The following is a 23352-nucleotide window of genomic DNA, read 5'->3' as shown; positions in this document are numbered from 1 at the left end:
CTCCCTTGCGCCCGAATAGTTGAGGCCCCGTGCAGCTAACCTTCGCCAGCTATAACATTCACAAGGCCGTCGGCCTCGATCGCAAGCGCGATCCAGAGCGCATCCTGTCGGTCATTCACGAAATCGATGCCGATGTCATCGCCCTGCAGGAGGTCGACCGGCGGATCGGCGCGCGCGAAACCTGCATCCCGCGTGCCGAGATCGACGATACGCACTGGCGGCTGATCGAGGTGGCCAAGCGGCCGCGCAGCATCGGCTGGCACGGCAATGCGCTCCTCGTCCGCCGCGAATTCGATATCCACGAGGGCGAGGCTCTCGACCTGCCGACGCTGGAACCGCGCGGCGCGGCGTGTGGAGAGATCACGATCGAGGGGCACCGGATGCGGATCATCGGGACCCATCTCGACCTCTCCGGCCTGAGGCGGCGAGACCAGATCCGCTCGCTCGTGTCATTCGTGGAAGACTGCTCGCGCAACCTGCCGACGGTCATCATGGGCGACTTCAACCAGTGGGGGCGCCGCACCGGTGCCATGCGCGAATTCGCCGATCGCTGGACCGTGGTGACCCCTGGCAAGAGCTACCCCTCGCGCCAGCCGGTGGCGACGCTCGACCGGATCGTGGCGAGCAAGCATTGGGGCTGCGTCGAATCCGACGTTCACCACACGGGGCTCTCGGCCGTCGCATCGGACCATCTGCCCGTGGTAGCCCGGCTTGAGCTGATTAAAAAATAGGCTCGCGCTCAATATTTAGGCAATAAATGTTGCGGATGCTGCTCTAACCGCGCAATTTTCCCGCATTTCCTGTTTGGCACGCCCTTTGCTGCATGTGCGAACGCCGGTGCTTGGGCCGGTTCGCAATACGAAGGGGTGAGCGCGTGAAATTCATCATCGCCGTCATAAAGCCGTTCAAGCTCGACGAGGTGCGCGAAGCCCTCGGCGCGGTGGGCGTTGCCGGAATGACCGTTTCCGAGGTCAAGGGGTTTGGCCGCCAGAAAGGCCAGACCGAGATTTACCGCGGGGCCGAATATTCGACCAACATGCTTCCCAAGGTGAAGCTGGAAATCGCGGTCGCCGACGATCTCGCGCCGCAGGTGGTCGAGACCATCCAGCAAACCGCCAGCACGGAAAGCATCGGCGACGGGAAGATCTTCGTCTTCGACCTCGCCAGCGCCACCCGCATCCGCACCGCCGAAACCGGCGAAACCGCGCTGTGACGCGGCAAGGAGTGACACAGATGACCATGCGTAACCTCATGCGCGTCGCCGCCACCGGTGCCGCTGCATTCTTCACCGCGACCGGCGCTATGGCGCAGGAAGCAGCGGAAGCGGCTGTGGCCGTTCCCAACCCCGGCAATAACGCCTGGATGATGACCGCGACGGTGCTCGTCCTGCTGATGATCATCCCGGGCCTTACGCTGTTTTATGGCGGCCTGACCCGTTCGAAGAACATGCTCTCCACCATGACCCAGATCGGCGCGACTGCAGCGCTCGCCATGATCATCTGGGTGATGTGGGGCTACAGCCTCGCATTCGGCGACACGACTTATGACGGCCTGCTGGGCAAGTTCATCAGTGGCGGCAGCTACTTCCTCGCCGGAACCGATGCGAGCAGCACGGCGGCGACCTTCACCGATGAAGTCATCAGCAAATATGTGTTCATCAGCTTCCAGATGACTTTCGCCGCGATCACCGCCGCGCTCATCTTGGGTGCGACGGCAGAGCGCATGAAGTTCAGCGCGGTCATGGCCTTCGTGCCGATCTGGCTGACCATCGTCTATTTCCCGATCGCACATATGGTTTGGGGCACGGGCGGACTGCTGCTTGACGACGGCGCACTCGACTTTGCCGGCGGCACCGTGGTGCACATCAACGCCGGTGTCTCGGGCCTCGTCCTTGCATACCTCCTCGGCAAGCGCCGTGGCTGGCCGCAGGAACCCATGATGCCGCACTCGATGACGCTCACCATGGTCGGCACCGGCCTGCTGTGGGTCGGCTGGTTCGGCTTCAACGCCGGTTCGGCTCTCGAGGCCGACGGATCGGCCGGTCTGGCTATGATCAACACCTTCGTCGCTACCGCCGCAGGTGCGCTGGCCTGGATGGTGATCGAGAAGCTTGCCGGACACAAAGGCTCGGCGCTGGGCTTCTGCTCGGGCGTGATTGCAGGCCTCGTTGCCGTCACCCCGGCGGCAGGCAACTCGGGCCCCTTCGGCGCGATCCTGCTCGGCATCCTGTCGGCGGCCATCTGCTACTTCTTCGTCGCCAAGGTGAAAGCCAAGTTCGGCTATGACGACAGCCTCGATGCTTTCGGCATCCACGGCATCGGCGGCATCGTCGGCGCCATCGGCACGGCCGTTGTCTACCAGCCGTGGATCGGCGGTCCCGGAGACGGCTCGACCGCTCTTGGCGCGCAGCTCGGCATCCAGGTCTGGAGCGTCATCGTGACGATCGTCTGGGCCACAATCGGCACTCTCATCGCCGGCTACCTGGTCAAGCTGACCATCGGCCTGCGGGTCGACGAAGAGACCGAAGTCGACGGGCTCGACATCTCTGAACACGGAGAACGCGCCTACAACTAACACCAGCTTGGCGGGGCCGCCCTTCTCTCCTCTCTCTCCTCGGGCGGCCCGCCTACCTTTGTTCCTCCTGCGAACAACGCCTCGAGAAGGGCCGGGACCAAAAGTCCCGGCCCCTTTTTTTGCGCCATGTCGCAACACAGGGAAGACGAAGTGCTTTGCGAAAAAGTCTCTGGGGTGGCCGTGAGATTGCTTTTATTGCGCACTAGGCATATGCCCTGAGCATTCGGCCGAACAAAACAAGAGCCGGTATATCAGAGGAGGGTGACTATGCTTCGTGCCAAGTCGTTGAAATCTCTTGCGCGTCCCGTATTCCTGTCGGGCGTCGCATCCATGGCCATCGCAACCCCGGCATTTGCCCAAGACGCGCAGACCGCAATCGAAACCGATGCAGTGGCAGCACCCGAAGCGGACGAGCCTGCCGAAACGATCATCGTTACCGGTACGCGTCAGAACAATCGTTCGGCTGCGGATACGGTTGCCCCGGTCGATGTTGTCGGTTCGGCAGAGCTGAACAACACGGCGGACAGCGACATCGGCGATGTCCTGCGTGTCTCGGTTCCCTCCTTCAACGTCGGTACGCAGCCGATTTCGGACGCTGCAACGCTCGTCCGCCCGGCCAACCTGCGCGGTCTTTCGCCCGACAACACGCTGGTCCTCGTCAACGGCAAGCGCATGCACCGTGCATCGGTCATCGCCTTCCTCGGCGGCGGCATCTCGGACGGTTCGCAGGGCCCCGATATTTCGGTCATTCCCTCGATCGCGATCAAGCAGCTCGAAGTCCTGCGTGACGGTGCATCCTCGCAATATGGTTCGGACGCCATTGCCGGCGTGCTCAACTTCATCCTCAAGGACGCTCCGGACGGCGGCACCGTCTCCGCGCAGTGGGGTGAAACCTATGAAGGTGACGGCGACAAGTACTCGATCGCAGGCAATGTCGGCATTCCCTTGGGCGAGGCCGGCTTCGTCAACCTTTCGGCCGAATATGGCGAAAGCGACGCGACCTCGCGTTCGGTCCAGCGCGACGATGCTGCGGCGCTGATTGCTGCGGGCAACAGCGCCGTCGCCGACCCGGCGCAGATCTGGGGCCAGCCCAACGTCAACGACGACTTCAAGTTCTACGGCAACATGGGTTTCGACTTCACGCCGGAGATCAGCTTCTACGCCTTCGGTAACTATGCCGAGCGTAACGTCGATGGCGGCTTCTTCTTCCGCAACCCGACCAACCGCGGCGGTGTCTATGCCGGGCCCTTCGTCGATCCGGCGACCGGCCAGCCGCTGGACGAGGCCTCGGGCGGTGTGCCGTCGGTACTGGTCGGCGACCTGTCGATCGATACGGCTGGTGACTGTCCCGCCGGTATCCCGCTGACGCAGGGCGGCCTGATCCCCGATCCGACGATCCTCGCGCAGGTAACGGCTGACGGAAACTGCTTCAGCTTCGTCGAACTGTTCCCGGGCGGCTTCACCCCGCGCTTCGGCGGTGATGTCGAGGACTACTCGATCGCTACCGGTATCCGCGGCCAGGTCCTCGGCGGGCTCGATTTCGATCTCAGCTGGCGCTACGGCAAGCACAGCACCGACTTTGCGATCCGCAACACGGTGAACGCTTCGCTCGGGCCCAACACGCCGACCGAATTCAACCCGGGCGGCTACTCTCAGGCCGAGAACGTCGTGAACCTCAACCTGGGTTACGAACTGGCCGTGGGTGAGGGCAGCGTCTACATCGCGACCGGTGCAGAGTATCGTGACGAGAAATTCACGATCACTGCAGGCGATCCTGAATCCTTCGCCCTCGGACCGCTCGCCCAGCCGAGCGCAGCCTATCCGACCGGACAGGGCTTCTCGACCAGCTCGAACGGCTTCCCCGGGTTCTCGACCAATTCGGCAGGATCCAGCAAGGAAGACAACAAGGCCGCGTATCTCGATATCGAAGCCGACCTGATCGATGCTCTCACCCTGCAGGGCGCCGTTCGCTACGAAGACACGAAGAGCTTCGGCGATACGGTCACCTGGAAGCTGGGCGGCCTGTTCAAATTGTCGGATGCGCTGCGTCTTCGCGGTACCTATTCGACGGGTTTCCATGTCCCGACGGCCGGTCAGGCTAACGTCATCAATGTCACGACGCAGTTCTCCAATGGCGAGCTGCAGGACGAAGGTACGTTCCCGCTCAACAGCCCGGCAGGCCTGATCGCGGCGGACTATATCTCGGACAGCGTCGCCAATGGCGGCCTTGGCCTTGCCCGTCCGACGCTTGGGCCCGAGAAGGCCGACAGCTTCACGCTGGGCATCGCTGGCGACTGGGGCGATTACACGGTCACGCTCGATTACTTCAACATCAAGCTGAAAGATCGCATCTCACGTTCGTCGACGATCGATTTCCCGCTTGCGCTCTGCTACCTCGCAGGCCGCGAAGGGGTGGCGACGGCGTGTTCGCCCACGAACACTCCCAGCCCGGCCGAACTGCTGACGCAGCTCGATGCGGCCGGTGTGATCAACCGCACCGACTTCACCGGCTTTGAAGACCTGGTGGCCTTCACCTACTTCAACAACGACTTCGACACCCGCACGCAGGGTCTCGACTTCGTGGCCAACGCAAGGCTCTATCCGTTCGAGAACGGCACGACCCGCGCGACGCTGGCGATCAACTACACCGAAACCGAAGTGACCGACGTGGGCCAGACGATCTCCGCCACCCGCGTTCGCCAGCTCGAGGAAGGCCTGCCCAAGTGGAAGGGCTTCCTGAACCTGACGCACGAGCAGGGCCGTTTCCGCGGCATGCTTCGCGCCAACTACTTCGGCGAGTACTACGAGGCCCACCTTGAAGACAGCACCCTGCCGATCGATGCGGGCGCTGAAGTGACCTTCGACGTCGAACTCGGCTACGAGGTCATCGACGGGCTGGAAATCGCTGCCGGTGCACAGAACGTGCTCGACAACTATCCCGAGGCGAACCCGTACTCGGGCATCGTCGGGGCACAGTATGGCGAACGTTCGCCCTTCGGCTTCAACGGGGGCAGCTACTACGTCCGCGCGCGTTACCAGTGGTAAGGCCGCAAGGACTGTAGAATCGGATCGGGGCGGCCTGCGGGTCGCCCCTTTTCATTGGGAGGTAGGTTAAATGCTGTCGATCCGTCTCGCGCGCAAGGATGATGAGCCGGCAATCGCCGCGCTGATGAAGCTGGCGATCGAGCAGTTGCAGCAGGGCTATCTTACGCCCGAGCAGATCGAGGCATCGAAGGCGGGCATGGGGCTCGACGCCTTGCTCATCGAGGACGGCACCTATTTCTGCGTCGAGGACGAGGGCGAACTCGCGGGCTGCGGCGGCTGGTCGCGCCGCGCGACGCTCTACGGCGGCAATCACTCGGCCGGCCGCGACCCGCGCCTGCTCGACCCCGCTAGCGAACGGGCGCGCATCAGGGCGATGTACACGCACCCCGATCATGTCCGCAAAGGTGTCGGCAGGCTCGTGCTGGAGACGGCCGAGGGGGCCGCGCGAGCAGAGGGTTTCCGCGAAATCGAGATGGCGGCGACGATGGCGGGCAAGCCATTCTACGAACGCTGCGGCTATGCGGTCGAAAGCGAGTGGCACGACACAAATGGCGCCGTGCCTGTCCCGCTGGCGACGATGGCGAAGGCGCTCTAGGCGCCCAGTTCTGCCTTCACGAAGTCGGCACAGCGTTCACCGATCATGATGCTCGGCGCATTGGTATTGCCCGAGACGAGGCGCGGCATGATGCTGGCATCCGCGATCCACAATCCGTCGATCCCGCGCGCCTTGAGCGTCGGATCGACCACGTCACCCTCGCTTGCACCCATGCGGCAGGTGCCGACAGGGTGATAGACCGTATCGGCTCGGTTGCGGATGAGCTCGTCGAGCTGCGCATCGTCGTCGATGTCGATCGGGTAGCGGTCGCGCGGTTGGAATGCCTGTAGCGCGGGCGAGCCTGCGATCCGGTGCGACAGCCTGACGCCTTCGCGCAGGGTCACGAGATCGCGCTCGTCGCCGAGGAAATTGGGATCGATCACCGGTGCATCTACCGCATCGCGGCTGCCGAGGCGAACCGTGCCACGGCTCTCCGGCCTCAACACGCAGGCATGGAGAGAGAAGCCGTGGCCCTTCACCTTGGTGCGGCCATGGTCTTCGAGCATCGCCGGGACGAAGTGCCACTGGACGTCCGGTGCCGGTGCATCGGACATCACGGTCCAGAATCCGCCAGCCTCGGCATAGGGCGAGGTCCAGGGGCCCGTGCGGTGACGGCGATGTTCGATCAGGCCTTTCGCCATGCGCAGCGTGCCCTGCAGACTGTCGCCCAGCAAATCCTTGCTCGGGCTTTCCCAGCTCGAGACGTAATCGAGATGGTCCTGCAGGTCCGAGCCAACCGCCTGCTTGTCGAGCACGACGTCGATCCCGTGCTCCCTGAGATGCTCTGCCGGACCGATGCCCGATAGCATGAGGATCTGCGGTGAATTGAAAGCCCCGGCGCTCAGCACGACACCGCCGCGCGCCTTGACCGTGCGCGAGCGCTTGCCGACCGAATAGGTCACGCCGGTGACGCGGCCGTCCTCGATTTCCAGCTTCTGGACGGTGACCCCGATACGCACGTCGAGGTTCTTGCTGCCGCGTAGCGGTTCGACATAGGCGCGCGCGGCGGACCAGCGTTCACCGTCTTTCTGCGTCACCTGGTAAAGGCCGAAACCGGCCTGCTTCTCGCCGTTGAAGTCCTTGTTATGCGGCAGCTGCAGCTGGGTCGCGGCCTCGACAAAGGCACGGCTGCCCGGATTGGTGAACTTCTGGTCCGAAACGAAAAGGGGCCCCTCGTCCCCGTGATAAGCGTCTGCGCCGCGCTCGTTGGTTTCGGCGCGTTTGAAATAGGGCAGGACGTCGTCATAGCCCCAGCCCGTACAGCCGAGACTTTCCCAATTGTCGTAATCCCAGCGGTGCCCGCGGATATAGACCATGGCGTTGATGGCAGACGAGCCGCCCAGACCCTTGCCGCGCGGCTGGTAGCCGATGCGGCCGTTGAGGCCCTTCTGCGGGACGGTCTCGAAGCGGTAGTTGATCTTGTCGGTGCTGAAAGCGAGCATGCCCGGGATCGTCACCCGGAAACCGTCGTTCCGTCCGCCTGCCTCGAGCAGGCAAACGCTCTTGCCCGCCTTGGCCAGCCGCCCGGCAACCGCGCTGCCGCCGCTGCCGCCGCCAATGACCACTACGTCGAATTCGTCCATGGGTTCTCCTCTCGATTCGAGAGGTTAGGCAGCCTCGGCCTCGCCCGCAATCGGGTTTTCTTCCGAAACCGTTTTCCCCTCACGTTCCAGCCATGCCTCGCGGATTTCATCGCTGGTCTGGCGGCTGCCGTCGTGGGTCCAGCCGGGTTCGCGCAGGAGATAGGACAGCTTGTGCTTCCACGGGGCGCGCCACATGTCCTGCGCAATGCCGATCCATTCGTGGAAGACCGCCCACAGCAGGTTGAAGCTGCCGAGCTGCTTCACGATGCCATAGCGGATCTTCTCGTCCTCCACTTCTGGCTCGAACGTGCCGAACATCTTGTCCCACACGATGAAGACGCCCGCGTAATTGCGGTCGAGATAGCGCGGGTTGGTCGCGTGGTGGACGCGGTGGTGGCTCGGCGTGTTCATCACCGCCTCGAACCAGCGCGGCATCCGGTCGATCGCCTCGGTGTGGATCCAGAACTGGTAGATCAGGTTGAACCCGCCGCAGATGGCGATCATCGCCGGGTGGAAGCCCAGCAGGACCAGTGGCAGCGCGAAGGCGAAGCCCAGCGTCAGGAAGCCGGTCCACGTCTGGCGGAGCGCGGTGCTCAGATTGTAATGCTGGCTCGAATGATGGTTCACATGGCTCGCCCAGAACCAGCGCACGCGGTGGCCGAAGCGGTGGACCCAGTAGTATTTGAGATCGTCGAGCACGAAGCATGCGATCCACGCCCACCAAGCCCAGCCGATGTCGAAGGCGCGGAATTCCCATACGAACAGGTAGAGCGCGAAGAACAACCCGCCGAACAGCAGGCCGGCCACCGTGCTGCCAAGCCCGAAGGCGAGGCTGGTGAGCGTGTCCTTCGGTTCGTACGCGCGCGGGTTGCGTCGCCAGGCCCAGATCATCTCGATCAGGACCAGCGCAACAAAGCCGGGAACGGCATATTCGGTGGGCGAGAAATCGGGCATGGCGTTCGCGCTATCCTATAGCCTCGATGCGCTTAACCCAAGCTTGAGGATCTGCGATCGCCAGCCGCGCAGAACCGTAGCGGCGCTCTGCGGTGTCGATGACCAATGTGGTGCCGTCGATCCGCGCCTTTGCCTCGCTAGTCAGGACACGACCTGCGAAATGCGTTCCGTGCGGACGCAACAACAGGATCCGCCCCTGTGCATCGCCGAGAAGCGCGCCGCGACCTTCCTGATCCAGCGCGATTTCTGTCGCGCTGAAGCCGTCGATTGCTTCAATGGCGGCGAAACGCGCCTCGTCTTCGCTGGAAAGCGTGTTCTGCGGACCCAGCTTCATCCACCATGCCAGCCCTGCAAGCGCAAGTATCGCGACGAGGGAACCGAGGAACTGGAGGAGGGCGGGTGGCAGGTCCATTGCTTTGCCGGATTGGCACGGGCCTCGCTTTGCGGCAAGCAGGTGCAAGCTTCGGGGAGAGAAATTATGAGGACCGCCGCCTTTTTCGCCAGCGCCGCCATGGCATTCGCAATGCCGCTCGCCGCGCAGACGTCCGAACCGCTCGATGAAGTTGCCGCTCAGGAAGAGCTTACCGGCCGCGTCGCCCAGCAATTGTGGGACTGGGCTGAGCTTGGCTATCTCGAAACGCGCTCCAGCGCCCTGTTGCAGGACGAGCTGGAAAGCGAGGGTTTTTCGGTCGAGGCGGGCATCGCCGGTATCCCCACCGCCTTCGTCGCGGAATGGGGTGAGGGTGGTCCTGTCATCGCAATTCTCGCCGAATATGACGCGCTTCCGGGTATCAGTCAGACCGCCTCGCCGACGCGCGAGCAGTCCGCGCATGGTGCAGGCCATGCTTGCGGACACAACCTGTTTGCGGCCGGTTCGCTGACTGCGGCCATCGCTATCCGCCGCTGGCTCGAGAAGACGGGGACTCCGGGCCGCATCCGGCTTTACGGGACGCCGGCAGAGGAGGGCGGATCGGGCAAGGTCTACATGACCCGCGCCGGCATGTTCGACGATGTAGACATTGCGCTCCATTGGCATGCCGATGACGAGAACAGCGCGGCGGCACGCACCAGCCTTGCCAACCGCTCGGCCAAGTTCCGTTTCCGCGGCGTATCCGCCCATGCGGCAGGCGCTCCCGAACGCGGGCGCAGCGCGCTCGACGGCGTGGAAGCGATGAACATGATGGTCAACATGATGCGCGAACACACGAGCATGGATACACGCATCCACTACGTCATCACCGAGGGTGGGGCTGCGCCGAACGTGATCCCCGATTTCGCGGAAGTTTTCTATTACGTCCGCCATTCCGATGCCGACGAGGTTCGCGCGCTCTGGACGCGGCTTGAGGCCACGGCGAAGGGTGCCGCCATGGGTACGGGCACCGAGGTTGAGTGGGAAATCATCCACGGCAACAACCCGCTGCTCGTGAACGAGACGCTGGCGCGCATGATGGACCAGAAGCTGCGCAGTCTCGGCGGGATCGAGTACACTGCCGAGGAACGCAAATGGGCGGAGACGATCTCGGAGAGTTTCGGTGACAACGCCATCCCGCTCGAGGAAGCCGGGAAGGTACAGCCCTATGCCAAGAGCCTCGGCTATGGCTCGACCGATGTCGGTGATGTGTCGTGGGCCACGCCGACCGTTGGCGTGCGCACGGCGACTTGGGTACCAGGCACGAGCGCGCATAGCTGGCAGGCGGTTGCGGCCAGCGGTCATTCGATCGGTCACAAGGGCGCGCAGCACGCCGCGAAAGCGCTGACGCTCATAGCGGCGGAACTGTTCGCCAACCCCGAGCTGCGCGAAGCAGCGCGGTCGGAATTCGATGCCGCGCGCGGTGCAGATTACGAATACGTCTCGCTGCTAGGCGACCGCGATCCGCCGCTCGATTACCGCAAGTAACTAGCTGCCGGCACTGCCGGAAAGCATCTCGAGGGTCTGGCGGATGGGCGACACGTCATACCCGCCAGCCGCTGCCTTGCTTGCGATCTCGTCGGGATCGGCGCCGGCCTTGGCCTGCGAAAGCGCCCACAGGAAGGTCGAGCGAGTGCCCGACCGGCAGAAGGCGAGCACCTTGCCCTCGGCATTGCCAAGCGCCTCGGCCATGGCATCGACCTGAGGCTGGCTGAACCCTCCGCCGCTGACCGGGATTGCGACATAATCGATTCCGGCTTCGTGTGCGGCGCTTTCGATGGCGCTGCTGTCGGGCTGGTCGGGCGCTTCGCCATCGGGGCGGTTGTTGATGATCAGGGTCACGCCCTCGGCCTTGGCCGCCGCAACATCGGCAGGCTCGATCTGCGGCGAGGCCAGCAGGTTGTCGGTAATCTTCCTGAAGTCGGCCATCGATCAGCCCTCCTGTGCGCTGGTTTCGGGTACGCGGCGCTTGCGTTGAATGATGTTGAGGATTTCCACGCCGACGGAGAAACCCATCGCGGCGTAGATATATCCCTTGGGAACGTGGAACCCGAAGCCGTCGGCGATCAGGACAAGCCCGATCATGACGAGGAAGGCCAGCGCCAGCATTACGAGGGTCGGGTTCTTCTCGATGAACTTCGCCAGCGGATCGGCGGCGATCATCATGATGCCTACCGTGATGACCACCGCGATGACCATGATCGGGATGTCGTCGGTCATGCCGACGGCGGTCAGGATCGAATCGACCGAGAAGACGAGGTCGATCGCCACGATCTGCGCGATGACCGCGCCGAAGGTTGCTTTCACAGCGTCGACCGGGCCCGGCGTCTTGTCGAGCAGGTCGCCGGAATTGTCTTCCGGTTCCATCGAGTGGTGGATTTCCTTGGTCGCCTTCCAGAGCAGGAACAGCCCGCCGACCAAAAGGATCAGATCGCGGCCGGAGAAGGCCGTTTCGAATGTCGGCTCGCCGTAAGGCCCCGGCTCACCCGTGATGCCCAGATCGAAGAGCGGGGCCTGCAAGGTGACCAGCCAGCCGATCAGCATCAGCATGCCGATACGCATGATCAGCGCCAACGCGAGGCCAATCCGCCGCGCGCGCTGCTGCTGGTGCTCGGGCAGCTTGTTCGACAGGATCGCGATGAAGATGAGGTTGTCGACACCGAGGACGATTTCGAGTGCGATCAGGGTGAGGAGCGCCAGCCATGCCGCCGGGTCGCTGAACAGTGCGATAAGATCCATGAGAACGCTCGTTGCCGAAGCACAGGGCGCCTTGCAAGGGAAACGAGCGGGCAAGGCGCCATGCGAAAATGTCACATTTGTGCGCCAGACGGCCCCTCGACGCTAAAATATTCGCATGCTGTGAAGAATCACGCTATGCCTCGGTCCGTGCGGGAGGATTTCATCATGGAATCCACCTGACGTATGCGAACGGCACGCCTTGCAGCCTACGTGTCCTCGCGATGATTACTTGGCTGCGCGACAAGGTATTTTAGGACTTATGGGTTACGACAGAGGGCGGCGCCGCGGACGGGACAAGCGGGACAACATCGGCGAAGATAGCTACGATCCGTTTGGTGGTCCTCCCGGTGGTTTCGACCAGGGCGGCGGTTATGGCGGCGGAGACCGTGGTGGTTTCGGGGGCGGTGATCGCGGCGGCTATGGCGGCGGCGGTGGTGACCGTGGCGGCTACGGCGGCGGCAATCGCGGCGGTGGCGGCTTTGGTGGCGGCAACCGCGGCGGCGGTGGTGGCGGCGGCTTCGGCGGCGGCCCGCGCGGCGGCGGTGGCGGCGGTGGCAACCGCATGCCCGCGCAGGTCGTCGGCACCGGCAAGGGTACCGTGAAGTTCTTCAACTCGCAGAAGGGATTCGGCTTCATCCAGCAGGAAACCGGCGGCGAAGACATCTTCGTCCACATCAGCGCAGTCGAACGTGCCGGCCTTGAAGGTCTCGCCGAAGGCCAGGAACTCGAATTCAACCTCGTCGATCGTGGCGGCAAGGTTTCCGCCCAGGACCTGCAGGTCGTTGGCGACGTGATCCCGGTCGAAGCGAAGAGCGAAGCGCCCCGTCGTGAACTGACCGGCGAAAAGGCAACCGGAACGGTCAAGTTCTTCAACTCGATGAAGGGCTTCGGCTTCCTGACGCGTGACGATGGCCAGCCGGACGCATTCGTGCACATCAGTGCAGTCGAGCGCTCGGGCCTGTCCGTCATCAACGAGGGCGAACGATACGAGTTCGACCTCGAAGTCGACCGACGCGGCAAATATTCCGCGGTCAATCTGGTCCCGGCCGAATAATCCGGACCTCTCCTTTGCGCTGTGTTTGACCAAGCCTGCGCGAAGGAATAGATCGCTGGCAAATACGCAGATGGCGGCTCCCAAATCCGGGGCCGCCATTTGTCTTTGATCCCGTGAGGAGAGAATACGAGAAATGTCGATCAGCCCGTTGATGCCCGTCTATCCCCGTTGCGGCGTGCGCCCTGTGAAGGGGGAGCACTGCCACCTGATCGACGAGGACGGCACGCGCTATCTCGACTTTGCCAGCGGCATCGCGGTCAACCTGCTCGGCCACAGCCATAAGGGCCTGATCGGCGCGATCCAGAAGCAGGCTGAGACGCTGATGCATGTCTCGAACCTCTACGGCAGCCCGCAGGGTGAAGCGCTAGCGCAGCGCCTCGTCGACAAGACTTTTGCCGACACCGTGTTTTTCACGAACTCGGGTGCCGAGGCGGTGGAAACCGCAATCAAGACCGCGCGTGCCTATCACCAGCATGAAGATGGCGATGCGAACCGCACCGAGCTGATCACCTTCACCAACGCGTTTCACGGCCGCACGATGGCGACCATCAGCGCCTCGAACCAGGAGAAGATGCACAAGGGCTTCCATCCCTTGCTTGCAGGCTTCCAATATGCCGAGTTCGACAATCTCGAGAGTGCCAAGGCGCTCGTCAGCGACAAGACCGCCGGCTTCCTCGTCGAGCCGATTCAGGGCGAGGGCGGCATCCGCCCGGCTTCGGACGAGTTCATTCATGGCCTCAAAGCCATGTGCGACGAGCACGACCTCATGCTGGTTTTCGATGAAGTGCAGTGCGGCGTCGCCCGTACCGGCAAGCTATATGCCTACGAACACTACGGTGTGGAGCCGGACATCATGGCCAGCGCCAAGGGTATCGGCGGCGGCTTCCCGCTCGGCGCCTGCCTCGCGACGGAAAAGGCGGCGCGTGGCATGGGCTTCGGCACCCACGGCTCGACCTATGGCGGTAACCCGCTCGCAATGGCGGCCGGCATGGCTGTGATGGATGCGGTCGCCAATGACGAGTTCCTTGCCGAAGTGACCGAGAAGGGCGAGCGCCTGCGCAGCCGTCTCGAACAGTTCATCGGCAACTATCCCGACCTCTTCGATTTCGTCCGCGGCAAGGGGCTCATGCTGGGTCTGCGCATGAAGGTCGAGAGCCGGCCTTTCTTCGTGCACCTGCGCGACAATCACCAGCTGCTCTGCGTTGCAGCAGGCGACCAAACGCTGCGCGTCCTGCCCCCGCTGGTGGCCGACGATGCCGAGTTCGATGAATTCTTCGAGAAGCTTTCCGCTGGCGCGGCAAGCTTCGATCCGGCGGCAAGCTGATGGCTGGCGGCGACGCGCTCGACCTGGCCCCGGCAGTGAGGAGTTTCCTCGACCTGTCGGATGCTGGCGGGGATGCGATCGCCGCCATTCTCGCCGACGCGCAGGACCGCAAGGCTGCGCGCGCTGGCTGGCCCAAAGGACTACCGGACGCAGATGCTCCGCTCGCAGGGCATGTGCTCGGGATGATCTTCGAGAAGAATTCCACCCGCACGCGCGTCAGTTTCGACATCGGCATGCGCCAGCTCGGCGGCACCTCGCTGATCTTGGATTCGGGTACGAGCCAGCTGGGCCGCGGTGAGAGTATTGCCGATACCGCGCGGGTACTCAGCCGGATGGTCGATGCGATCATGATCCGGACCGACGATCACGCCAAGGCCGAAGAACTTGCGCATCATGCGCATGTGCCGGTCATCAACGGGCTGACGGATCGTTCGCATCCGTGCCAGATCGTCGCCGACCTGCTCACCATGGTCGAGCATGGCAAGGCATTGCCGGGCCTCGAAGTCGCATGGCTCGGTGACGGCAACAACGTTCTGCACTCGATTCTCGAGGCGGCAGGCATCTTCAAGTTCAACGTCCGCATGGGCGTTCCCAAGGGATACGAACCGGAAAGCGAGTTCGTCGAGATGGCCCGCAAGGGCGGTGCGAGTGTCACGCTGACGCATGACGCTGCCGAAGCAGCGCGCGGTGCCGACGTTATCGTGACCGACACATGGGTTTCGATGGGGCAGGACCACGCGCACAACAAACTTGCGGCGATGGCCCCATTCCAGGTCGGCAGCAAACTGATGGCCGAGGCCAAGCCCGATGCGAAATTCATGCATTGCCTTCCGGCGCATGTCGGCGACGAGGTTACCGAAGAGGTCTTCGAGGGCTCGCAATCGATCGTATTCGACGAGGCGGAAAACCGCATCCACGCGCAGAAATCGATCCTGCTCTGGTGCTTCGGGAAGCTCGGCGCCTAATCGCACCCCTGTTCAATCGGTCCGTGCGCACCCATATGCGCGCGCATGACCGAAAACCCGCATTCCGATACCGAGACCTATTCTGGTCACACGCTCAGCTTCACTATTCCTTCGCGCGACACGCGAGGCCGCATCGTGCGCCTCGATTCGACCCTCGACGAGATCCTGTCCGCGCATGACTACCCTGCGCCGATCACTCATCTCCTGGCCGAAGCCCTTGTGCTGACCACCCTGATGGGTTCGCTGCTCAAGGATGACGGCTCGCAGGTGACGATGCAGGCGCAGACCGAGGCCGGAGCCATCAACCTGCTCGCCTGCGATTACCGCAGCGGCGAACTGCGCGGCTATGTCGATTTCGACAATGACCGGCTGGTAGAACTGGGAGCAAACCCGTCGCTCTTTGCGCTGTTCGGCAAGGGCTATCTCGCGATCACCTTCGATATTGCGAAGGGCAAGGGCCGCTACCAGGGCATCGTTCCGCTCGAAGGCGAGACTCTGGCCGAGGCGTGCGAAACCTATTTCTTCCAGTCGGAACAGGTCCCGACCCTGATCCGCACGGCCGTGCGTTCGAGTAGCGAGGGGTGTCTTGCTGCCGGAATGCTGATCCAGCACCTTCCCGATGGCGAGGAGGGGCGCGAGCGGCTCCATGCACGCCTCGACCATCCCGAATGGGAGCATGTTTCCATGCTTGGTGGCTCGATCAAGCACGAGGAACTGCTCGACAGCGATCTTTCGATGGAGGCGATCGTATGGCGCCTGTTCCACGAAGAAGAGGAGGTGCGCATTGCAGCCGGGACCGAAATTTCGCGCGGTTGCCGCTGTTCGATAGAGCACTACCAGACGGTGCTGGCCAAGTTCCCGGAAGCCGATCGCGCCGAGATGCGCGACGAGAACGGGATCATTATGGTCGACTGCGCATTCTGCTCCCGGAAATTCCCGGTCGAGGCGTAACCTAGCGGGCGAGCTGCCCGAAATACTCCGGTTATCGCTGTTATGGAACGGTTCATCGTCCGCGTATACTATATTGGGTAAGTTCGTGCGGCTTGCACGTGTGATAAAGGTTGAGTGATGAAGTCCATGTCGAATCGCAAACTCGTCGTATTGAGTGCGCTGCTGGCTGCCGTTCCGGCGGCTGTGTTCGGCGGGCCTGCGCTTGCGCAGTCGTCGCTTGCCATGCTCGACACGCTTGAAAAGGGTGCGTGGGAAGTCCGATTCCGCGATGGAACCGCGCCTCGCTCGATTTGCGTGCGAAGCGGGCGAGAGCTCATCCAGCTTCGCCATAGCGAGTCGGGTTGCAACCGCTTCGTGGTCGAAGACGGCGCCAATGAAGTGACCGTCCAGTATACGTGTCGCGGCAATGGCTACGGTCGCACCAATATCCGCAAGGAAGGTAGCAATCTCGTCCAGATTGACAGCCAGGGGATTGCGGACGGCCGCCCGTTCCAGTTTTCTGCCGAAGCGCGCCGTACCGGAAGCTGCCGATAAACTTGCAGCGCGGGCCGCTTGCGCTTAGCTGCGCGGCATGAACCAGACAGCCGAAAATCCGACCGAAACCGCAGTTGTCCTGCTTTCAGGAGGGCTCGATTCCATGGTGACCGCCGCGATTGCTCGCGAACGGGGCCATGCTGTTCACGCGCTGACTATCGATTACGGCCAGCGCCATGTTCGCGAATTGCAGTCAGCAAAGGCAATCGCCGCAAAGCTTGGTGTAGAGCGTCACGTCGAACTGCCGCTGGATCTCAGGCGCTTCGGAGGGTCTGCCCTGACCGATGATATCGACGTGCCGAAGGAAGGTGTCGGCAACGATATTCCGGTCACATATGTGCCTGCCCGAAACCTCGTGTTCCTCGCGCTGACCACCGCCTTTGCCGAAACATCGCATTCCCGCGATATCTTCATTGGCGTGAACGCGCTGGATTACTCTGGCTACCCCGACTGCCGGCCAGAATTCATCGCGAGTTTCGCGGAGACTGCGCGGCTTGGAACCAAACAGGGTGTCGAAGGCGAACCCTTCACGATCCACGCGCCGCTCCAGCATATGAGCAAGGCCGACATCGCCTGTGAATGTCACCGGCTCGGTCTCGACCCTGCTTGGAGCTGGTCCTGCTACGATCCGACGCCGGAAGGGCTCGCTTGCGGGGCATGCGATTCATGCCGACTTCGCCGAAAGGGGTTTGACGAGGCAGGACTTGTCGATACGACAGTCTACGCAAAAGACGCACCTGCCCTGACGGAGTAGTAATTTGACCCAGCCGACGCCTGCCGAAGCAACCGAAGTTCCAGCAGGCGAGGCCGATACGAAGGTCCCCGCATACAGCTGGTATGCGCTCGGGGTCCTCGTGATCGTCTATGTGCTGAACTTCGTCGATCGCAATATCATCTCGATCCTTGCAGAGGACATCAAGGCAGACCTCGGCCTGCGCGATGACCAGATCGGCTTTCTCTACGGCACCGCCTTCGGTGTGTTTTACGCGCTCTTCGGCATCCCTCTCGGCAAACTGGCCGACAGCTGGCACCGCGTGAGGCTGATGACGGCCGGCTTGGCAATCTGGTCGGCGTTTACTGCCCTCTCCGGTTTTGCGAAGAACTTCACCACGCTTAGCGTGGCACGCATCGGTGTGGGCGTGGGTGAGGCGACCGCCAGCCCGAGTGCCTATTCGCTGATCTCCGACTGGTTTCCCAAGAAGATGCGCGCAACGGCGCTCGCGATCTATTCGTCGGGCCTCTACATCGGCGGTGGTATTTCGCTGCTGATCGGTGGCGCGATCGTCGAAAACTGGAACCAGTCGTTCCCGACCGACGCGCCGCTTGGACTCGCAGGCTGGCAGGCCGCTTTCATTATCGTGGGTCTTCCCGGCCTGCTTCTCGCAATGCTGGTGTTCACCCTGCGCGAACCGCTGCGCGGTCAGAGCGAGGGCATCATCACTCCCGCACCCAAGGACCCGTTCCGTGGCTTCTTCAAGGAACTGGTTGCGGTCATCCCGCCTTTCACCCTGATTGGCGCCGCCCAAGCAGGTGGCCGTGGGATAGCTCTCAATCTCGCAGGCGCGGCAATCATCGGCGGTATTGCCTATCTGATGGCTGATCTTACCGGTAATGCGCAGCAGTGGGGCGCAGTCGGTGTTGGATACTACGCGATCTTCTCGTGGGCCTCGACCCTCAAGCGTCGGGACGAACCGACCTTCTCGCTCATCTGGGGAACGCCGGCTTTCCTTTCGACGATCCTCGGATACGGCATGGTCGCCTTCATGTCCTACGCGGCGTCGTTCTGGGCGGCACCCTACGCCATCCGCATTCTCGAAGAGGCTCCGTCGACTGCCGGCTGGTGGATCGGTGGACCCGGCGCCGTGGCCGGTTTCCTCGGTGTGATCATCGGCGGACGTATGGCCGATTATCTTCGCGAACGCATGCCGACGGGGCGACTTTTCGTCGTGGCATTCGGCCTCGTGGCAGCGGCGCCGTTCCTCTACATCATGTTCACGACGCTCGACCCTACGACCTTCTATATCGCAGCGTTCATGCAATCGCTCTGCGGCAGCTCTGCGCTGGGCGCGGCTGCAGCAACCACACAGGACCTTGTCCTTCCGCGGATGCGCGGCACTGCAACGGCGACATTCTTCCTCGCCACGACGCTGGTCGGCCTTGCGCTAGGCCCGTACATGGCAGGTCAGGTGTCGACGATGACGGATAGCCTCTCGACGGGCGGTCTCAGCCTCTTGATTGCGGTTCCGATCGGACTGGTCATGCTCTTCATTGCATACCGCACGGTTCCGACGGCGGAAGCGACACTGCTCGAGCGTGCTCGCGCGGCTGGCGAAGAGGTCTGACGCGGCCGCCTAGCGGGTTTGCATGAGCACTCCGCAGGCTACCCGTGAGCCTGCATCGCCTGCGGGGTCGCTGCGGTAATCATCGGCCCTGGCGTGGATGACGATTGCGGTACCATCAGCATCGAAGATCTGTTCCCGCAGGATTGCGGTGTCGGCGCCAAGATCAACATCGGCACTGGCACTACGCGACGCACCGACGACGAGATTGGGCAGATCTCCCAGATGTTTGCCCTGCGGGTTCAGCGAGCCATGCTCGTTCCCTCCGGGATTGAGGTGACCGCCAGCGCTTGTGAAGCCGGGCGCTTCGCACTTGCCCGTCGTGTGGAGGTGGAAGCCGTGCTCGCCGGGTTCGAGACCGGTAGCCAGTACAGCCAGTGTGAGGGTCTGCCCGTTGGAAACCAGCTGAGCGGTTCCGGCAGGCACTCCGTTAGCGAAGGTCAGCCGGGCCTCGGCGACCCGTTCACTGGGTAGATCGCCCACGGTCGAACAGGCTGCAAGAGCTGCGGTGGCGGTGAATGCGAGGGCGATCTTCATTGGCGTGCGCGTCATCATTGGTCCTTAGCTAAGCAAAACGTTTCGATAGCCCCAACGAAAAAGGGGCCGGATTGCTCCGGCCCCTTCTCGATGTTTCAACTCTTGCGAGTGAATTACATGCCCGAACCCGGACCGTAGGTGACTTCCACACGACGGTTCTGGAGTTCACGGACGCCGTCTGCGGTCGGAACGCGCAGCTGGCTTTCGCCGAAGGCTTCGCTGCTGATCCGGCCATCGGGGATGCCGCGGGCGGTCAGGTAGTCGCGAACCGACGAGTTACGACGCTGGGCGAGGCCCATGTTGTACTGCGTCGAGCCCGAGGTGTCGGTGTGGCCAGCGAGCATGACCGAAGCCGTGCCGCAGTTGGCGTAAGCCGAAACCGCGTTGTCGAGGATCGTCGCTGCTTCCGGCGTGATGTCCGACTCGTCCCAGTTAAAGAAGACGATGTACGGGCCCTGCTGGCAAACCGGAGGCGGCGGCGGAGGCGGCGGCGGCGGCGGAGGCGGCGGAGGCGGCGGCGGAGGCGGCGGAGGCGGCGGCGGAGGCGGCGGCGGCGGCGCCGCGCCGAAGTTGTAGCTCAGAGTGCCCATCAGCGAGTGGGTGCGCCACTTCGCATCAAGATCAGCACCGGTGACATCAACCAAAGCGACGTCTTCGGCGGTGAACATGCGGTACCGGAGACCAACATCCAAATTGTCAGTCAAAGGAGCGCGGACGCCAGCAAGCAGCTGCCAAGCAAGGTCGCTGCTGGAATCATCAATAGCCGTTTGAGTCTGTGAAACAATCGCCTCGAGGTTGGTACGGGCTACACCAATACCGCCGCCGACATAGGCTTGAATGCCATCGTCGGCACCAAAGTCGAACATTCCGTTGAGCATGAAGCTCAGGGCATTGATGCTACCATCAACGGGATCAATGATAGTACCATCACCAAGCGCCACTGTATCATGTTCGGCATCGCGGTAGCTAACTTCCGCTTCAAGCCGAAATGCACCGAAGTCATAGCCGACATAACCGCCGCCATCGAAACCGGTGTCGGTATTGACGCTAATCTCATCGGAACCGTCATTGACGTCGATATCGAGATCTTCAGCGATCATCGGCCCAAATTCTGCGCCGATGTACCAAGAGTCTTCTTTTGCGAGAGCAGGCGAAGCAAGGGCCGTGGAGGCCATCGCCAAACCTATAACGAGATTTCGCATTATTTATTTCCCCTTTTTGCGAATTGGAGCCACCGAGTAGACGTTATCTAACTTCGCCTTGTCGCGGTGGCAAGCGGGCAATGGTTGGGAACTGTTGCAAGAATGTCGCGCGTTCTGATTGATACTTTTCAGAAAACTGACTGCGAAGTCCCTCCATGACCATGGCCCAACGTAGGATGCCGTTGGTGGTTCCCTGTTGGGTATGAAATACACTACAATCCTGCAAAGATCTCGAAGAAGCCTAAATGGCGTTGGGCCTCCCGAAGTCGCGCGGCCTACCACGCCGATGGCGTGGTATAGTGCTGCTAAGGATCTGGAAAAACTAATCCGTAGTCCTGCAACCTATTTTGCCATTTCATCCCATTCTACCTCAAACGCTCTGTGTCTATGAGCACGTCGCTGCGCTGCCAAAGACAAAGAGCCAATTAGCTTAATCGCGCGATTGCCATTGAGTCTCGCCTCGCTTAGGTCAGCGGGCCCCTTTCGGGACGCGAGGAATCACCCCCAATGTTGATGAAACCGCTGCGCGGGCTCTATGACTGGACGATGGACAAGGCCGCGCATCCGCATGCGGTGTGGTGGCTGGCGTTTTTTTGCTTTGTCGAGTCGAGCTTCTTCCCGATCCCGCCGCACCCGCTGCTGGGCCTCATGTGCCTGGCCGAGCCCAAGAAGGCGGTGAAGTTCGCCACGATCGCCACACTGTCTTCGGTCGCAGGCGCTCTGCTCGGCTATGCAATTGGCTGGGGCCTGTACGACACGGTGGGAGTATGGCTGATTTCGACGCTCGGCCTGACTGACGCCTTCCCGGTCGCTGCGTGTCACCTGAAAGAGTACGATTTCGAGGCGATCCTGATCGCCGGCGCCACGCCGGTGCCGTTCAAGCTGTTGACGATCACGGCGGGCTTCGTCGGCATGAACCTTGCTACCTTCGTCCTTTCCAGCCTCTTCGCCCGCGCGCTCATCTTCATGACCGTTGGGATCCTGTTCCGTGTCTTCGGTGCACCGATCAAGCGGGTGATCGACAAGTATCTCGGTACGGTGACCACCGTTTTCGTGGTTCTGGTGGTGGGCGGTGTGCTCATCCTCACGCAGCTCGGCGGCAACGACGAAGAAGGCGGTCCCTGCTCGGCTGCACAACTGGAGCAGGCTCAGTGACCTACTCTCTGCCGCGCCGTCTCGTGGCAGAGGCGGTCGGTAGCTTCTTCCTGTTCGCGGGCGTCATCGGCTCGGGCGTGATGGCCGAGGCGCTGGCCCAGGGAAACGACGCGCTCGCGCTTCTCGCAAACACCATCGCAACAGGCGCGATCCTTTACGTGCTGATCGCCATGCTCGGACCGATATCGGGCGCGCATTTCAATCCGGCGGTGACGCTGGCCTTCGCGCTTCGACGCGAAATCGCGGTGCGAACGGCGCTGGCATTCGTGCTCGTTCAGGTTGCTGCGGGCGTGATCGGCGCCTTCGTCGTGCACCTGATGTTCGACATGGAGATCATCCAGTTCTCGACCAAGGCGCGCGCGGGGCTGGGGCAGTGGAAGGGCGAATTCGTGGCGACCTTCGGGCTGGTGCTGACCATCCTGGTGCTGCTGCGCACCCGCGTGGAGGCGATCCCCATGGCAGTCGCGCTCTACATCACCTCTGCTTACTGGTTCACCAGCTCGACCAGCTTCGCCAATCCCGCGATCACGCTGGTCCGGAGCCTGTCGGACAGTTTTGCCGGCATCGCGCCAGCCGACGTGCCGGGCTTCGTCCTCGCGCAGATTGCAGGAGCGATCGTAGCGACAGTGGTAGCTGGCTGGCTGGCGAGGCCGGAGAATGCGGAAGGCTAGGCCAGCGCAAAGCGGGCCAGCCGGTCGCGGTCGGGAACCCGGACCGATCCATAGCCGCGTTCGACGAGCCCGCGCTGCTGGAGCTCCTTCAGTGCCGCATTGGCCGTCGCCCGCGTCACGCCCAGCAGGTCGGCAAGTTCCTGCTGTGTGATCGTGATCGAGGCGGTCCCGCCTTCCTCCCCCGCCATCGTCGCAAGAATACCCGCCAGGCGCGCGGGATTGGTCCCGTGGCGCAGACCGGCGACGATCGAAAGCGTATCCTGCAATTGCTCCGACAGCGCACCGAGCAGGGCCCGGGTCGAGGCCGGATAATTGCCGAGTGCCTCCAGAAAGGGTTTCGCCGCGATCAGCCGCAGGCGACTTTCGCCGCGCGAAACAGCATCCACGATTCGTGGCTTGCCGGAGAATACCGCCAGTTCGCCGTAGGAGTCGCCCGCCCCGAGCAGCGCCACGGCGCGAAACTCTCCATCCGGCAGGAATTGCCCTACGCGCACGGCGCCTTCTTCGATCAACCAGAAGCCATCAGCCGGATCGCCGCGTTGCTGGATGATCTGGTCATCGGCGAATGCGCGCTCACGCGACGTGCGGACCAGATGCGCCTGCAGTGCAGGGTCGAGCGCCGAGAAAAGCATCGGCGTGACAAGGGAGCGCCGAGTCGCGCTCAATTGTAAAATTCTCGACATTCTTACGCTTCGGTAAAGGCTAGGCAGGGATTCGACAA

At 62.6% G+C, this 23352-nt stretch carries 23 protein-coding genes; 15 read left to right on the top strand and 8 right to left on the bottom strand.

Annotated features, from left to right (window positions below):
• The first annotated feature begins 29 nt into the window (after nucleotides 1-29).
• The 5 genes from K3165_RS12880 to K3165_RS12860 all read left to right on the top strand — a co-directional run bounded on the left by K3165_RS12880 (nucleotide 30) and on the right by K3165_RS12860 (nucleotide 6214).
• Nucleotides 30-731 carry an endonuclease/exonuclease/phosphatase family protein gene (locus K3165_RS12880; RefSeq protein ID WP_221549295.1) on the top strand — a complete coding sequence of 234 codons (702 nt, stop codon included), beginning with the start codon at nucleotides 30-32 and terminating at the stop codon, nucleotides 729-731.
• A gap of 143 nt (nucleotides 732-874) precedes the next feature.
• Nucleotides 875-1213: a P-II family nitrogen regulator gene (locus K3165_RS12875; protein ID WP_221549294.1), complete on the top strand. Its 339-nt coding sequence runs from the start codon at nucleotides 875-877 to the stop codon at nucleotides 1211-1213.
• 20 nt (nucleotides 1214-1233) lie between these two features.
• Nucleotides 1234-2574, top strand: coding sequence for an ammonium transporter (locus K3165_RS12870; RefSeq protein ID WP_221549293.1), 1341 nt, complete (start codon nucleotides 1234-1236; stop codon nucleotides 2572-2574).
• A 330-nt stretch (nucleotides 2575-2904) separates the two neighbouring features.
• On the top strand, nucleotides 2905-5619 hold the full coding sequence (locus K3165_RS12865; RefSeq protein WP_221549292.1) for a TonB-dependent receptor plug domain-containing protein: 2715 nt from the start codon (nucleotides 2905-2907) through the stop codon (nucleotides 5617-5619).
• Between the two features lie 70 nt (nucleotides 5620-5689).
• Nucleotides 5690-6214, top strand: coding sequence for a GNAT family N-acetyltransferase (locus tag K3165_RS12860; protein ID WP_221549291.1), 525 nt, complete (start codon nucleotides 5690-5692; stop codon nucleotides 6212-6214).
• On the opposite strand, the gene K3165_RS12855 is transcribed toward K3165_RS12860, so the two are convergent.
• The 3 genes from K3165_RS12855 to K3165_RS12845 are packed head-to-tail and all read right to left on the bottom strand — an operon-like array spanning nucleotide 6211 to nucleotide 9163.
• The gene (locus K3165_RS12855) at nucleotides 6211-7797 is read right to left on the bottom strand and encodes a GMC family oxidoreductase (protein WP_221549290.1); all 1587 of its coding nucleotides are present in this window, start codon (nucleotides 7795-7797) and stop codon (nucleotides 6211-6213) included. The genes K3165_RS12860 and K3165_RS12855 overlap by 4 nt on opposite strands.
• Before the next feature lie 24 nt (nucleotides 7798-7821).
• Nucleotides 7822-8751: a sterol desaturase family protein gene (locus tag K3165_RS12850; protein WP_221549289.1), complete on the bottom strand. Its 930-nt coding sequence runs from the start codon at nucleotides 8749-8751 to the stop codon at nucleotides 7822-7824.
• 10 nt (nucleotides 8752-8761) lie between these two features.
• Nucleotides 8762-9163, bottom strand: coding sequence for a hypothetical protein (locus K3165_RS12845; protein ID WP_247714132.1), 402 nt, complete (start codon nucleotides 9161-9163; stop codon nucleotides 8762-8764).
• Between the two features lie 66 nt (nucleotides 9164-9229).
• Here K3165_RS12845 and K3165_RS12840 point away from each other — a divergent pair, with 66 nt between their 5' ends.
• The gene (locus K3165_RS12840) at nucleotides 9230-10648 is read left to right on the top strand and encodes an amidohydrolase (RefSeq protein WP_221549288.1); all 1419 of its coding nucleotides are present in this window, start codon (nucleotides 9230-9232) and stop codon (nucleotides 10646-10648) included.
• Here K3165_RS12840 and K3165_RS12835 read toward each other — a convergent pair whose 3' ends face one another.
• Together K3165_RS12835 and K3165_RS12830 are read right to left on the bottom strand one after the other, a co-directional pair.
• Entirely contained in the window at nucleotides 10649-11089 is a 441-nt protein-coding gene (locus K3165_RS12835; RefSeq protein WP_221549287.1) for a protein tyrosine phosphatase family protein, read from the bottom strand. It abuts the gene before it with no gap.
• A 3-nt stretch (nucleotides 11090-11092) separates the two neighbouring features.
• Nucleotides 11093-11899 (bottom strand): TerC family protein, encoded by an 807-nt coding sequence (locus K3165_RS12830; RefSeq protein ID WP_221549286.1) that lies wholly within the window; start codon nucleotides 11897-11899, stop codon nucleotides 11093-11095.
• A gap of 259 nt (nucleotides 11900-12158) precedes the next feature.
• Between K3165_RS12830 and K3165_RS14125 the strand changes: the two genes are divergently transcribed.
• From K3165_RS14125 to K3165_RS12795, 7 genes are all read left to right on the top strand, one after another.
• Complete coding sequence (locus K3165_RS14125) at nucleotides 12159-12953, top strand: cold-shock protein (RefSeq protein WP_221549285.1); 795 nt, start codon at nucleotides 12159-12161, stop codon at nucleotides 12951-12953.
• Nucleotides 12954-13086: 133 nt separating this feature from the next.
• Nucleotides 13087-14277: an aspartate aminotransferase family protein gene (locus K3165_RS12820; protein ID WP_221549284.1), complete on the top strand. Its 1191-nt coding sequence runs from the start codon at nucleotides 13087-13089 to the stop codon at nucleotides 14275-14277.
• Nucleotides 14277-15242 (top strand): ornithine carbamoyltransferase, encoded by a 966-nt coding sequence (gene argF / locus K3165_RS12815; protein ID WP_221549283.1) that lies wholly within the window; start codon nucleotides 14277-14279, stop codon nucleotides 15240-15242. The genes K3165_RS12820 and argF overlap by 1 nt, the downstream gene beginning before the upstream one ends.
• A 45-nt stretch (nucleotides 15243-15287) precedes the next feature.
• Nucleotides 15288-16193: an Hsp33 family molecular chaperone HslO gene (gene hslO, locus K3165_RS12810; RefSeq protein ID WP_221549282.1), complete on the top strand. Its 906-nt coding sequence runs from the start codon at nucleotides 15288-15290 to the stop codon at nucleotides 16191-16193.
• Nucleotides 16194-16310: 117 nt separating this feature from the next.
• The gene (locus K3165_RS12805) at nucleotides 16311-16727 is read left to right on the top strand and encodes a hypothetical protein (RefSeq protein ID WP_221549281.1); all 417 of its coding nucleotides are present in this window, start codon (nucleotides 16311-16313) and stop codon (nucleotides 16725-16727) included.
• Nucleotides 16728-16764: 37 nt separating this feature from the next.
• Nucleotides 16765-17481, top strand: a complete 717-nt coding sequence (gene queC / locus K3165_RS12800; protein WP_221549280.1) for a 7-cyano-7-deazaguanine synthase QueC — start codon at nucleotides 16765-16767, stop codon at nucleotides 17479-17481.
• A 4-nt stretch (nucleotides 17482-17485) separates the two neighbouring features.
• The gene (locus K3165_RS12795) at nucleotides 17486-19069 is read left to right on the top strand and encodes a spinster family MFS transporter (RefSeq protein WP_221549279.1); all 1584 of its coding nucleotides are present in this window, start codon (nucleotides 17486-17488) and stop codon (nucleotides 19067-19069) included.
• A 9-nt stretch (nucleotides 19070-19078) separates the two neighbouring features.
• Here K3165_RS12795 and K3165_RS12790 read toward each other — a convergent pair whose 3' ends face one another.
• Both K3165_RS12790 and K3165_RS12785 read right to left on the bottom strand, forming a co-directional pair.
• Nucleotides 19079-19603, bottom strand: a complete 525-nt coding sequence (locus tag K3165_RS12790) for a superoxide dismutase family protein (RefSeq protein ID WP_221549278.1) — start codon at nucleotides 19601-19603, stop codon at nucleotides 19079-19081.
• A gap of 113 nt (nucleotides 19604-19716) precedes the next feature.
• A complete protein-coding gene (locus tag K3165_RS12785) occupies nucleotides 19717-20805 on the bottom strand; it encodes an OmpA family protein (RefSeq protein ID WP_221549277.1) in 1089 nt (362 codons plus the stop codon).
• A 507-nt stretch (nucleotides 20806-21312) separates the two neighbouring features.
• On the opposite strand from K3165_RS12785, the gene K3165_RS12780 reads away from it, so the two are divergent.
• Entirely contained in the window at nucleotides 21313-21960 is a 648-nt protein-coding gene (locus K3165_RS12780; RefSeq protein ID WP_221549276.1) for a YqaA family protein, read from the top strand.
• Entirely contained in the window at nucleotides 21957-22631 is a 675-nt protein-coding gene (locus K3165_RS12775) for an aquaporin (RefSeq protein ID WP_425594407.1), read from the top strand. The genes K3165_RS12780 and K3165_RS12775 overlap by 4 nt, the downstream gene beginning before the upstream one ends.
• On the opposite strand, the gene K3165_RS12770 is transcribed toward K3165_RS12775, so the two are convergent.
• On the bottom strand, nucleotides 22628-23263 hold the full coding sequence (locus K3165_RS12770; RefSeq protein WP_221549275.1) for a Crp/Fnr family transcriptional regulator: 636 nt from the start codon (nucleotides 23261-23263) through the stop codon (nucleotides 22628-22630). The genes K3165_RS12775 and K3165_RS12770 overlap by 4 nt on opposite strands.
• Between the last annotated feature and the right edge of the window lie 89 nt (nucleotides 23264-23352).

The sequence above is a fragment of the Qipengyuania xiamenensis genome (assembly GCF_019711495.1).
GTDB classification, from domain to species: Bacteria; Pseudomonadota; Alphaproteobacteria; order Sphingomonadales; family Sphingomonadaceae; genus Qipengyuania; species Qipengyuania xiamenensis.
This window is presented reverse-complemented; position numbering and strand designations above follow the sequence as displayed.